This is a genomic window from Sphingobium sp. SA916 (assembly GCF_002894065.1).
GTDB lineage: Bacteria > Pseudomonadota > Alphaproteobacteria > Sphingomonadales > Sphingomonadaceae > Sphingobium > Sphingobium fuliginis.
In genome coordinates, this window is sequence record NZ_LXYF01000090.1 from 1 (window position 1) to 12,565 (window position 12,565).

The 12,565-nt window shown below is 66.7% G+C and carries 10 protein-coding genes; all 10 read right to left on the reverse strand.

Annotated features, from left to right (window positions below; genetic code table 11):
* Positions 1-148: 148 nt before the first annotated feature.
* Complete coding sequence (locus tag A8G00_RS22845) at positions 149-1,477, reverse strand: CpaF family protein (protein WP_103001775.1); 1,329 nt, start codon at positions 1,475-1,477, stop codon at positions 149-151.
* Positions 1,474-2,625, reverse strand: a complete 1,152-nt coding sequence (locus tag A8G00_RS22850) for a histidine kinase (RefSeq protein WP_103001776.1) — start codon at positions 2,623-2,625, stop codon at positions 1,474-1,476. Before A8G00_RS22850 ends, A8G00_RS22845 begins: the two co-directional genes overlap by 4 nt.
* Before the next feature lie 2 nt (positions 2,626-2,627).
* A complete protein-coding gene (locus A8G00_RS22855) occupies positions 2,628-3,596 on the reverse strand; it encodes a type II and III secretion system protein family protein (RefSeq protein WP_253258063.1) in 969 nt (322 codons plus the stop codon).
* A 188-nt stretch (positions 3,597-3,784) separates the two neighbouring features.
* The gene (gene cpaB / locus A8G00_RS22860) at positions 3,785-4,696 is read right to left on the reverse strand and encodes a Flp pilus assembly protein CpaB (RefSeq protein WP_065847675.1); all 912 of its coding nucleotides are present in this window, start codon (positions 4,694-4,696) and stop codon (positions 3,785-3,787) included.
* Positions 4,697-5,008: 312 nt separating this feature from the next.
* Positions 5,009-6,049, reverse strand: coding sequence for a 4-hydroxyphenylpyruvate dioxygenase (hppD, locus tag A8G00_RS22865; RefSeq protein ID WP_103001777.1), 1,041 nt, complete (start codon positions 6,047-6,049; stop codon positions 5,009-5,011).
* 67 nt (positions 6,050-6,116) lie between these two features.
* Positions 6,117-6,980, reverse strand: coding sequence for a phenylalanine 4-monooxygenase (gene phhA, locus A8G00_RS22870; RefSeq protein WP_025551576.1), 864 nt, complete (start codon positions 6,978-6,980; stop codon positions 6,117-6,119).
* A 107-nt stretch (positions 6,981-7,087) separates the two neighbouring features.
* Positions 7,088-8,755, reverse strand: coding sequence for a urocanate hydratase (gene hutU / locus A8G00_RS22875; protein WP_065847677.1), 1,668 nt, complete (start codon positions 8,753-8,755; stop codon positions 7,088-7,090).
* A gap of 87 nt (positions 8,756-8,842) precedes the next feature.
* Positions 8,843-9,634, reverse strand: coding sequence for an N-formylglutamate deformylase (hutG, locus tag A8G00_RS22880; protein ID WP_025552217.1), 792 nt, complete (start codon positions 9,632-9,634; stop codon positions 8,843-8,845).
* On the reverse strand, positions 9,631-11,151 hold the full coding sequence (hutH, locus tag A8G00_RS22885; RefSeq protein WP_065847679.1) for a histidine ammonia-lyase: 1,521 nt from the start codon (positions 11,149-11,151) through the stop codon (positions 9,631-9,633). The genes hutG and hutH overlap by 4 nt, the downstream gene beginning before the upstream one ends.
* On the reverse strand, positions 11,148-12,335 hold the full coding sequence (hutI, locus tag A8G00_RS22890) for an imidazolonepropionase (RefSeq protein WP_170825658.1): 1,188 nt from the start codon (positions 12,333-12,335) through the stop codon (positions 11,148-11,150). The genes hutH and hutI overlap by 4 nt, the downstream gene beginning before the upstream one ends.
* Positions 12,336-12,565 lie beyond the last annotated feature (230 nt).

Consider the following 12,565-nt stretch of genomic DNA (forward strand, 5'->3'; position numbering starts at 1 on the left):
GCCAGCACCGCCGGGCGCGGCATCGCCGCGGTCGGGGCCAGTCCCAGCCGCCGGTCGATCGCCGCCCGCTGCCGCGCCTGCCGCGCCAGCAATGGCCAGCCGATCCCCATCAGGATCAGCAGCGACAATATCAGAAAGGCCGCCCCGCTCAGCACGGCCGCGCGCCCCGATAATCCCTCAGCCGCCCCGCGAAAAAGGGCCGCAACGACAAAGTGCGAAATTCCCCCGTCCCCGACAGCGCGGGCTGCTCCTGAAAGGCGAACAGTTCATTCAGCGAATAGGCGTCCCCCTCCAGCCCGGTGACTTCGCTCACCGACATCACCCGCCGGCTGCCGTTGGACAGCCGCTGCAACTGCACCACCACATGCACGCTGTTGGCGATGAAGCGCCGGATCGCCCGCACGTCACTCTGCACCCCGGCAAAGCCCAGCAGCATCTCCAGCCGCGCAAAGGCGTCCCTCGGACTATTGCCGTGCAGCGTCGCCATCGACCCGTCATGCCCGGTCGACATGGCCTGCAACATCTCCACGGCCTCGACGCCGCGCACCTCGCCCAGGATGATCCGGTCCGGCCGCATCCGCAGCGCATTGCGCACCAGTTCGCGGCTGCTCACCTCGCGGCTGCCGTCGACCGTCGGCGGCCGCGTCTCCAGCCGCACCACATGGCTCTGCCGCAACTGCAGTTCGGCGGCGTCCTCGATGGTGATCAGCCGCTCCCGGTCGCCGATGAAGGTCGACAGCATGTTGAGCAAAGTCGTCTTGCCCGCCCCCGTCCCGCCGCAGATCAATATGTTCAGCCGCGACCGCACCGCCGCGCTCAGATAAGCCGCCATGTCCGCGCTCATCATCTGCGCCGAAACGCAGTCCTCGATGGTCATGCTCTGCAACCGGAACTTGCGGATAGAGAGCGTCGGCCCATCCAGCGCCACCGGCGGAATGACGATATTCACCCGCGACCCGTCCGCCAGCCGCGCATCGACATAGGGACTGGCCTCATCCACCCGCCGCCCGATCGGCCCGACGATCCGCTGGATGATGTTCATCAGATGCGCGTCGTCGCGAAACCGCGTCTCGACCTTCTCCAGCAACCCGCCCCGCTCGGCATAGATATGCCCCGGCCCGTTGACGATGATGTCGTCCACCCCTGGATCGCGCAGCAGCGGCGCCAGCGGGCCCATGCCCGCCACCTCATCCTCGACATCCTCGATCAGCAGCAGCCGCTCCGCGCTGTTCAGCGCCATCTGCCCACGGCGGCTGCGGCTGGCGACGACCTGCTCTATCTCCTCGCGCAGCGCCCTTGGCCCCAGCGTCTCCGCCGTATCGCCCCGCGCCTCCAGCTGCTCGATCAACTGGGCGCAGGTCTGCGCCTTGGCGATCTGATAGATGTCGCTCATCCGCTGCGCCGCCGGCTGCGCGACAGGCGCCGTCCGCACCTCCCGCGCCGGAATGAAGCCCTCTTCGCCGGTCAGCAGGCTCATGACGCACGCTGGACGACGCGCAGCATCGCCCCCCGCAACCGGTCGATCCCGCCGGGCTTCGGCGCGACCCCGCAAACCCGCCGGATCGCCGCCATATAGGCCCCGCCATCCGCCTCCATCGCCATCGGCCGCCCGGCGTTCAGCGCATTGCGCATCCGCGCCCGGTCGATGGGCAGCGCCAGCGCCGCGCCGACCCCCAGCGCATCCGCCATCCGCCGCCCATCCAGCAGCACGCCGGGCAGATGGTCCCACACCAGCAGCCGCATCGCCTCTATCCGCTCGCGCTCCGTCCCGATCCTGTCCAGCAGGCGGCGGCACGCCTCGATCTCGCAAATGGTCTGGCCGCAGAGCAGTTCGACCCGATCCGCCTCCGCCACCACCTCGCGCAGCAGCCCGCCATGGCGCAGGCTCCCCGCATTCAACACCACATGCCCGCAACAGCCCAGCAGCCGCCGGATCAGCGCCGCCAGGTCGCCCGGGCCCAGTCCTGCCGGTTCGGCGCCGGTCCCGCCGTCGAAGGTCAGCAGCATCAACCCGCTCGGCCCATGCCGCGCCACCGTGCTGGCCAGCAGGCTGGCGTCCAGCCGGTCCATGTCGCTGATCGCGGACGCCAGCCCATAATCGACGCCCAGGTCCAGATAGGTCGCCGCCGCGCTCGTCGGCAGGGTGCAGTCGATCAGCAGCGTCGATCCCCGCGCCGCCGTGGCGACGGCCATGTCCGTCGCCACCATCGCGCAGGCGTCGCGATCCGCTCCCAGCAGCAGCGTCAGCCGTCCCCGGCTGCCCCGGTCCGCCGCCGCCTCGTTCAACAGCCGCGCCAATATGGGGGCGATCTCCCCGCGCTCCCCGTCGCGCGGAACGACGTCGTGCACGCCGGCGCGAATGGCGCGCAGCAGCGGCCCCGCCTCCATCTCATCCGTCGCCAGCAGCACGGGCCGCCCGCCCGCGCCCGCCACCACGGCGCCGATCGCGACCGACAGGGCGCGCTCGGGCGGAATGGCGGCGCGGTCGATGACGATCAGCGCCGGCCCGTCCAGCGCCTCGCTCTCGACCGATTGCGCCAGCTCGACCGTGGCGCGGCCGCCCGCCGCTTCCTCGATGCGCTGCGCCAGCATCCGGTCGACCGACAGCAGAAGGATCTTCGCCATGCTCACCGCCGCACCACGCCGAAGGGCGCGCTGGACTGGTCCAGCCCGTCCGTGCCCAAAATCATGTCGCCTATCCCCGGATCGATGCCCGCCGTCGCCGCGCCGGGCAGGGGCGGCACCTCCTCCGGCTTCACCGGCCCCACCAGCCGGGGCGTGGCGACGATGATCAGCTCCTGCTTCTCCTTCTGGTTCTGCTGCCGCTTGAAGAAGGCGCCCAGCACCGGAATATCGCCCAGAAGGGGCGTCTTCTCCTTCGTCACCGTCTGGCTGGAATAGCTGAGGCCTGCGATGACGAAGCTCTGCCCGCTGCCCAGTTCGACCGTCGTCTCCGCCGACCGCCGCCGCAGCCCCGGCACGACATAGCCCTGCAACTGCACGCCATTATTATAATCGAGTTCGCTGACCTCCGGCGCGATCTTCAGCACGATATGCTCCTTCGACAACACGAAGGGCGTCACCGACAACCGCACCCCGAATTCCTTATACTGGATGGACAGCGTATTGCCGGACCCCGAAACCTGCGGCACCGGCACCGGAAACTCGCCCCCGGCCAGGAAACTCGCCTGCTCGCCGGACCGCACCAGCAGGGTCGGCTGCGCCAGCAGCTGCGACAGGCCGTTGGAGGACAGCGCGCTCAACACCGCCCCGATCCCCCGATTGGGGGCGGAGAGGAACAGGTTGAACGCATTCTGGATCGGCGCGCTCGCCTCCAGCGACAGCCCATCGGGATTGAAGGATGCGCTCCCCAGACTGCTGGGCGAAACGATCGCCCCCTGAATATCGCCGGAAAGCCTGGAGAAATTGAACCCCAGCGCCTTCAGCGTCGTGGCCGAAGGCGCGGCGACGGCCAGCACCCCCTCCCGATCCACCTCGACCCGCCCGATGGCGCGGGGGTAGGACAGGACATGCTGCTCCTTCACCCGCAACGCCGTCTGCGCCATCGCCCCCAAGGGCAAGGCCAGCGCGATCAACCCGGCGACCGGCCATAGAGCAGCGCGCCGCCCATAAACACCGTCATCCCAGCGTAAGCTGGGATCTCGTGAGGCCAGACCGCGCCCTATCGCCGGAGATCCCGGCTTCCGCCGGGATGACTGAAAACAAGACCAATCCGCGTCCCTGAACCGGATCGAAAGGCTCAACCCAAAATGCCCGGAATTCCTCAACGCCCGCCACTCCCCGAATAGATGGTCTCGCGCCGGTCGCCCACGACCAGTTCGATGGCATGCGCCGCCGGGCGGACCACGGCACGCGGCGCAGGCACCGCCACCACCCTAGGCGCGACCGGCGCGACCCCCGGCTCCAACCCGGCCGAAGCCGCGACGGCCACCGCCACCTGCGCGCTATCCGCCGGATTGCGCAGCGACAGCGTCAGCGCGCCCGTGCTTTTCGCCAGCGACAGCGTCGACACCTGCTCCGGCGTCAAGGCCAGCGTCACCGTCCGCGCAGGCGGGGGAGGGGCGGCCAGCGCCCCCTCCACGCCGTCATTGGCTCCGGACGCCTGCTGCGTCCCCACCACCACTTCACCGACGGCCAGAACCTGCACCATCTGCAACAGCGTCTGCGCCCGGCTGCGTCCGGCTCCCCGCGCCCCGCTGATGGCGTCCGCCCCCGGATAGACGACCTGCACATCCACCCGGTCGCCCGGCCGGACCAGCCCGGCCACGGCGATCTCCGCCGTCGTGTCGATGCTGATGGCGCGCATCCCCATGGGCACGCGAATGGCGAGCTTGCTTTCCATCCCCACCGCGTCGCGGGCGATGAGCGCCCCGGCCGGAATCTCCCGCGTGGCGACCTTCCCCACCACTTCGGCGGAGGTCGCGGCATAGGGAAAGCGCGCCGGATCGCCCGCCGCATTGCGGATCATGGCGGCGCTGATCGTCTCCCCGGTCCTGATCGCCCGCGCCGCCTGCACCAGCAGCGCGACCGGCGCGGCCACCCTCGCGGGCGCGTCCCGGCCCTCAACCGTCGCGGCGGAAGCGTTCCGCAATTCCCTGACGCCCAGCAGCAGAAAAGCCGAAGCGGCGGTCAGCCCGATGGCGATCGTCAGCCTGGCCCTCAAACCCAAACGCATCGCTTTCCCCCATGCGCATATTGCGTGAACGCAAAATGCTTCGACCGAGGGAATTCATAGGCTTTGGGCGATTGTCAGGGCATGAAAGAAGCAACCGGAACGGTGCAAAGTCATGGAGTGCGGACAGGTCGCGAAAAGCACGCTTTGCATATGGTGCCGCTGGGATTTTGCGTCCGCCTGCTACGCAAAAGCAGCCGCGATTGATCCGAACCGGTTCCGATTGCCCCACAATCCCCCGTGCTCCTGCCCTGGCTTACGCCCCCCTTCGGGCCGCAGGAGCACAAAGCAAATCAAACCGGGGAGTTCGCCCCCTCAGGCATCGACCGAAATCACTCCGCGCCGTATCTGATCCAGCTCGATGCTCTCGAACAGGGCCTGGAAATTTCCGTTCCCGAAACCCTCATTCCCCTTGCGCTGGATGATCTCGAAGAAGATCGGCCCAAACATATTCCCGGTGAAGATCTGGAGCAAAATCCCTTCGCCATTCTCCACCGACCCGTCGATCAATATCCGGTTCTTCCGTAACCGCTCCAAATCCTCGCCATGCCCCGGCACCCGCTTGTCGACCAGCTCATAATAAGTCTCGATCGTATCCTGCAACCTGACGCCCCGCGCCCGCAACTTCTCCACCGTATCGTAGATATTGTCGGTGGTCAGCGCCAGATGCTGAATTCCCTCGCCATGATATTGGCGGATGAACTCCTCGATCTGGCTCTTGTCGTCCTGACTTTCATTCAGCGGAATGCGAATGGCCTTGTCCGGCGCGATCATCGCCTGACTGAACAGCCCGGTCGCCTGCCCCTTGATGTCGAAATATTTCTGCTCCTCGAACCCGAACAGCGTGCGGTAGAACTGGCTCCACACCCGCATCTGCCCGCGCCGCACATTATGCGTCAAATGGTCGAGCAGATCGAGACCGACATTGTTCGCCGCCTCGGCCTCCCGCCACCCGGCAAACTCCGCCCAGCCCGCATACGGGTCTTCCCCATCCTTGATGAAATAGAGATAGGAGCCGCCAATCCCCTGGATCACGGTATCGTCCTCATCGGTCGGCTTCGCGCCATGCTCCAGCGCCCATTGCATCGCCGCCTCCGGATCGGCCACGCGAAAGGCCATGGCGCTCGCGGACGGCCCATGCTCGCCCCGGAAAGCCGCCACCCGCCCGGCATCGTCGCGGTTCAGCATCAGGTTGATGCGCCCCTGCCTGTAGCGGGTGATATTCTTGGTCGGATGCCGATGGCTCGCGACGAAGCCCAGTTGTTCGAACTGCCGCCCCATGGCTTCGGGATCGGGCGAGGTGAATTCCACGAATTCGAAGCCGTTCAGGCCCAGCGGATTGATGATGTCAGCCATGAAGGCAATCCTCTCGATTATGGAAAAGGCGCGATGCCCGCAGCGAAAACAGGATCGGTCTCCCGCGTCAGCATGCCATCTTCGCCCGCGCATGGTCCTGCGTGCCGCGATGATAGACCCGGTCCTCCGCCAGCACCGCATCGGGCGCCAGATCGCTCGCCCCTTCCAGCGCGCGATAGATCGGCCCAAAGTCGACGTCCGAAGTCCTGCGCAAAAGATCCTCGAAACTGTCGATGACGAAATAGCTCTGCTGATAGTCGTCGATCCGGTATTCGGTCCGCATCAACCGCTCCAGATCGAATCCGATCCGGTTGGGCGAAGCATCGTCCAGCGCGAACACCGACTCGCCAAAGGATGAAACGATCCCCGCGCCATAAAGCCGCAGGTCGTCGCCCCGCCGCATCAGCCCGAACTCCACCGTGTACCAGTAAAGCCGCGCGAGATGATCGATCGCCCCCATATGGTCGGCCCGCAACCCGCCTTCGCCATAGGCCTGCATGTAATCGGCAAAGGCCGGATGGGTCAGCAAGGGCACATGGCCGAACACGTCATGAAAAATGTCCGGCTCCTGCAGATAGTCGATCTGCTCCGGCTTGCGGATGAACCGCCCCGCCACGAAGCGCCGATTGGCGAGATGCTCGAAGAACACCCGATCCGGCACCAGCCCCGGCACCGCCACCACCTGCCAGCCGGTCCGCTTCATCAACCGCTCGGACAATTCGGCAAAGTCGGGAATCCCCGGCTTCGTCATCCGCAAAATATCCAGCCCATCCAGAAATTCCGGCACCACCCGCCCGGGCAGCATCGCCGCCTGCCGTTCGAACAGCCGGTCCCACATCGCATGCTCGTCGGGCGTATAGGCCGCCCAGTCCTGCGGAACCGTCCAGTCCGCAGCCGCGCCTTCGGGAAGTGTCAGTTCCGCATGTGCCATAGGAAAGCCTTATCGCACGCCAGACGGGAAAAGGGGTTTCAATTCCGCGCCCATTCCCCGTTTTCCTGAAACAGGATCATCACATCACCCAAAAATCTGAAACAGTGTCATCCCAATATTCCCGGCAGGTCCAACCCCTTCTCCCGCGCGCAAGTCCGGGCAATCTCATAGCCCGCATCCGCATGCCGCATCACGCCGGTCGCCGGATCGTTCCACAACACCCGTTCCAATCGCCTGGCCGCCGCCTCGGTTCCATCCGCAACGACCACCATGCCCGCATGCTGCGAATAGCCCATGCCGACCCCGCCGCCATGATGCAGCGAAACCCATGTCGCCCCCGAAGCCACATTCAACATCGCATTCAACAAAGGCCAGTCGCTCACCGCATCCGACCCGTCCATCATCGCCTCCGTCTCCCGATTGGGCGAGGCGACCGACCCCGAATCCAGATGATCCCGCCCAATCACCACCGGCGCCTTCAATTTTCCCTTCGCCACCATCTCGTTAAAGGCCAACCCCAACCGATGCCGGTCCCCCAGTCCCACCCAGCAAATCCGCGCCGGCAGTCCCTGAAAGCGAATCCGCTCCCGCGCCATGTCCAGCCACCGATGCAGATGCGCGTCATCGGGCAGCAACTCCTTCACCCTGGCGTCGGTCCGGACAATATCCTCCGGATCGCCCGACAGCGCGGCCCAGCGAAACGGCCCAACTCCCCGGCAGAACAGGGGCCGGATATAGGCCGGCACGAACCCCGGAAAATCGAAGGCGTTTTCGACCCCCTCATCCTTCGCCATCTGCCGGATATTATTGCCATAATCGGTCGTCGGCACCCCCGCCGCCTGAAAGTCGAGCATCGCCCGCACATGCACCGCCATGCTCGCCTTCGCCGCCCTAGCCACCGCCTCAGGCTCCCGCTCCCGCCGCTCGATCCACTCCGCCACGGTCCACCCGATGGGCAGATAGCCGTTCACCGGATCATGCGCGCTGGTCTGGTCGGTCAGCAGATCGGGCCGCACCCCCCGCCGGAACAGTTCCGGCAAGACCTCCGCCGCATTGCCCAGCAACCCCACCGAAACCGGCTTCTTCTCCCGGCAACTCTCCCCGATGATCGCCAAGGCCTCGTCAATCGAGGAAGCCGCCACATCCAGATATCCCGTCCGCAACCGCATCTCGATCCGGCTCGGCTGACACTCCACCGCGAGGCAGGAAGCCCCCGCCATCACCGCCGCCAGAGGCTGCGCGCCCCCCATTCCACCCAGCCCGGCGGTCAGCAGCCACTTGCCCGAAAGATCGCCCTGATAATGCTGCCGCCCCATCTCGACGAAAGTCTCATAGGTGCCCTGCACGATCCCCTGCGTGCCGATATAGATCCACGACCCCGCCGTCATCTGCCCGTACATGGCGAGGCCACGCCTATCGAGTTCGTTGAAATGCGCCCAATTCGCCCAATGCGGCACCAGATTGGAATTGGCGATCAGCACCCGCGGCGCATCCGCATGCGTCCGGAACACCCCCACCGGCTTCCCCGACTGCACCAGCAGCGTCTGGTCCTCCTCCAGCCGCGTCAGCGTCTCGACGATCCGGTCATAACTCTCCCAATCCCGCGCGGGCCGCCCGATCCCGCCATAGACGACCAACTCCTCCGGCCGCTCCGCCACATCGGGATGCAGATTGTTCATCAGCATCCGCAAAGGCGCCTCGGTCAACCAACTCTTCGCCCGCAGAACGGTGCCAATATCCGCCCGAACAACACGCCCATTATCGATCCGAGTCATCGAACATCCTTCCATATTCCCTCTCCCACCGGGAGAGGGAGGGAGCCGCGCAAAGCGCGGCGGAAGGGTGAGGGTGAGACGTCACCTTCACCCACCCCCTTCCGCAAACCGCAAACATCCCCCCAAAACCTCCCGAAGCACCGCGATCGTCCCCGCCGCCCGCCCGGCATCGAAAACCGGCGGCCACCCCGCGCCTTCATCCAGATAGCCCCGCATCGCCAATTCCATCTGGATCGCATGAATGCCCCGCTCCGGCGCCCCATAATGCCGCGTCGTCCACCCCCCCTTGAAGCGCCCGTCCACCACATGGCTGCTCCCCACGCAAACAGCCCGCACCGCCTCGGCCAGTTCCGCCGAACAACTCACCCCATCGAAAGTCCCGATATTGAACAGCGGCAACTCCCCCTCGAACAGCCGGGGCACATGGCTGCGGATCGAATGCGCGTCATAGACCACCACCCGCCCATGCCGCGCCCGCAGCCGATCGATCTCCCCCGCCAGCGCCGCATGATAGGGATCGAACCACCGTTCCCGCCGCCGCGCGATCTCCGCCTCGTCCGGCTCATCCCCCGGATAAAGCGGCTCCCCATCGAAAGTCGTCGTCGGACATAATTCCGTCGTCGCCATCCCCGGATAAAGCGAAGCCCCCGAAGGATCGCGATTCACATCGATCACGCTGCGCGACACCCCGGTCCGCACCACGGTCGCGCCCAAATCCCCGGCAAAGCCGTAAAGCCGGTCCACCCACCAGTCCGCATCCCGCCGCGCCACTTCCGGCGAACGAAACGCGCCCTCCACATCGACCAGATCGGTCCCCGCATGCGGCAGGGCCACCACCAGCGGAGCCTCGCCCCGCTCGACCGTCAGCCAGTCCGTCACAGCACGCCCGGCAGGTCCAGCCCCGCCGCCTCCACGACCGCCCCGCCGCGCACGAGAAGATTGGCGACCTCCATATCGGCATGGAAATGCCGGTCCTCCTCCAGATGCGGCACTTGCCCGCGCAGCCTCGCCCGCACCCGCTCCAGCGCCTGCGAAGACCGCAAGGGCGCATGAAAATCGCACCCCTGCGCCCCCGCCAGAAGCTCGATCCCGATCACGGCTTCCGCATTCGCCACCATCTCCGCCAGCCGCCGCGCCCCATGCGCCGCCATCGACACATGATCCTCCTGATTGGCCGAAGTCGGAATGCTGTCCACGCTCGCCGGAAAGGCCCGCTGCTTGTTTTCGGACACCAGGGCCGCCGCCGTCACCTGTGGAATCATGAAGCCCGAATTCAACCCCGGCCGGGGCGTCAAAAAGGCGGGCAGTCCCGACAGGGCCGGGTCGACCAGCATCGCGATCCGCCGCTCGGCGATCGATCCGATCTCGCAGACCGCCATGGCGATCATGTCCGCCGCGAAAGCCACCGGCTCCGCATGGAAATTCCCGCCCGAAAGCGCCTCGTCCGTCTCGGCGAAGATCAGGGGATTGTCCGAAACCCCATTGGCCTCCGTCTCCAGCATCGCTCCGGCCGACCGCATCACGTCCAGCGCCGCGCCCATCACCTGCGGCTGGCAGCGCAGGCAGTATGGGTCCTGCACGCGGGGATCATGGTCCCGATGCGAAGCGCGAATGGCCGACCCCGCCATCAGCGCCGCCAGAGCCTCGCCCACAGCCATCTGCCCCGCATGCCGCCGCAGCCGGTGAATGCGCGGATCGAACGGCGCATCGGTCCCCTTGGCCGCCTCGGTCGAGAGCGCCCCCGTCACCAAAGCCGTCCGGAACAGGCGATCCGCCCCGAACAGTCCGGCAAGGGCGTTCGCGGTCGAAAACTGCGTCCCGTTGAGCAGCGCCAGCCCTTCTTTCGGCCCCAGTTCCACCGGCCCCAACCCGGCCCGCGCCAATGCTTCAAGGGCAGGCACCCGCTCGCCCGAAACCCAGATCTCCCCGACCCCGATCATCGCGGCGGTCATATGCGCCAGGGGAGCCAGATCCCCGCTGGCCCCCACCGACCCCTGCGCAGGCACCACAGGAATCAGGCCTCGCGCCACCATCGCCTCCAGCAAAGCCACCGTCCCCGGCCGAACGCCCGAAGCGCCCTGCGCCAGACTCGCCAGCTTCAACGCCATCATCAACCGCACCACCGGCACGGGGGAGGGCGCACCGGTCCCCGCCGCATGGCTCAGCACGATATTGCGCTGAAGCACCGCCAGATCATCGTCGCCAATCCTGACGCTCGCCAGCTTCCCGAAGCCGGTATTGATCCCGTAGACCGGCTCATGCCGCGCCAATATCCGCTCGACCGCCGCCGCCCCGGCCGCGATGCGGGGCGCGCAGGCCGGGTCCAGCGCCACCGCCGCGCCCTCGTAAATCGCCTGCCATTGCCCCAGCGAAACCGCGCCCGGAACCAGCTTCATATTCCTCTCCACACACGCGCATGGAGCGGGTTATACCCCATGCGATACACCAGTTCCGCCGGCCGCTCGATGTCCCAGACGGCAAGGTCGCACCGCTTGCCGACCTCCAATGTCCCGACCCGCTCCAGCATCCCCAGCGCGCGCGCCGCCTCCCGCGTCACCCCGGCCAGACATTCCTCGACCGTCAGCCGGAACAGGGTCGCCCCCATGTTCATCGCCAGCAGCAGCGACGTCAGCGGCGCGGTCCCCGGATTGCAGTCGGTCGCGACCGCCATGGGCACGCCCGCCCGCCGCAAGGCCTCGACCGGCGGCGCCTGCGTGTCGCGCATGAAGTAAAAGGCCCCCGGCAACAGCACCGCGACGGTCCCCGCCCGCGCCATGGCCGCCACCCCCGCCGCATCCAGATGCTCCAGATGATCGGCGGAAAGCGCCCCATGCCGCGCCGCCAGTTCCGCCCCCCGGCTGTTCGACAATTGCTCCGCATGCAATTTCACCGGCAGCCCCAGCCGCCCGGCCGCCTCGAACAGCCTTCCGATCTGCGCCGGGGAAAAGCCGATCCCCTCGCAAAACCCATCCACCGCGTCGGCCAGCGGCGCAATCTCCGGCAACATGCCGCAGACCAGATCGATATAGCCGTCCGCGTCGCCTGAAAATTCCGGCGGCAGGGCATGCGCGCCCAGAAAACTGGTCCTGATGGAAACGGCCCGCTCGCTCCCCAACCGCCGCGCCGCCCGCAGCATCTTGACCTCATTGTCGAGGTCCAGACCATAGCCCGACTTCACCTCGACGGTCGTAACGCCCTCGGCGATCAACGCATCCAACCGGGGCAGGGCGCTTTCGACCAGCGCCTCCTCGCTCGCCTCCCGCGTGGCCCGCATGGTGGAGATGATCCCACCCCCAGCCCGCGCTATGTCCTCATAGCGGGCCCCGGCCAGCCGCATCTCGAACTCCGCCGCCCGGTTGCCGCCATGCACCAGATGCGTATGGCAATCGATCAGCCCCGGCGTGATCCACCGCCCTTGGCAATCGATCGTCTCGACCGCATCCGGCGCGCCGTCCGCACTGCCGACATAGCTGATCAAGCCATCCCGCACCCCCACCGCGCCGTCTTCGACGACACCCACCCCATCCCGCAAAGTCGCAAGACGCGCATGGGTCCAGATTCTGTCGCAGGCAGGCCGCATCGTCATTTCCACTGGCGCCGACTCAATAATGTATATACATAAATGGAGCAGATCACCATTGTCCAGAGCGCGCAAGGATTCAGGTTGGAAACGGAAACAGGGTGGAAGGCGGACATTCCCCCTCCCGCAGGCGGGAGGGGGTTAGGGGGTGGGCTGGCGCGGCATCTGCGCTGTTTTGCAACGGCTAAGTCAGAAGCTCGCTACGCTCGCGCCCACCCCTAACCCCTCCC

Excerpts from the sequence above, each read along its gene's own strand:
- A8G00_RS22845 (WP_103001775.1), bottom strand. The coding sequence starts at position 1,477 with ATGAGCCTGCTGACCGGCGAAGAGGGCTTCATTCCGGCGCGGGAGGTG.
- A8G00_RS22850 (WP_103001776.1), bottom strand. The coding sequence starts at position 2,625 with ATGGCGAAGATCCTTCTGCTGTCGGTCGACCGGATGCTGGCGCAGCGC.
- cpaB (WP_065847675.1), bottom strand. The coding sequence starts at position 4,696 with ATGCGTTTGGGTTTGAGGGCCAGGCTGACGATCGCCATCGGGCTGACC.
- hppD (WP_103001777.1), bottom strand. The coding sequence starts at position 6,049 with ATGGCTGACATCATCAATCCGCTGGGCCTGAACGGCTTCGAATTCGTG.
- phhA (WP_025551576.1), bottom strand. The coding sequence starts at position 6,980 with ATGGCACATGCGGAACTGACACTTCCCGAAGGCGCGGCTGCGGACTGG.
- hutU (WP_065847677.1), bottom strand. The coding sequence starts at position 8,755 with ATGACTCGGATCGATAATGGGCGTGTTGTTCGGGCGGATATTGGCACC.
- hutH (WP_065847679.1), bottom strand. The coding sequence starts at position 11,151 with ATGAAGCTGGTTCCGGGCGCGGTTTCGCTGGGGCAATGGCAGGCGATT.
- hutI (WP_170825658.1), bottom strand. The coding sequence starts at position 12,335 with ATGCGGCCTGCCTGCGACAGAATCTGGACCCATGCGCGTCTTGCGACT.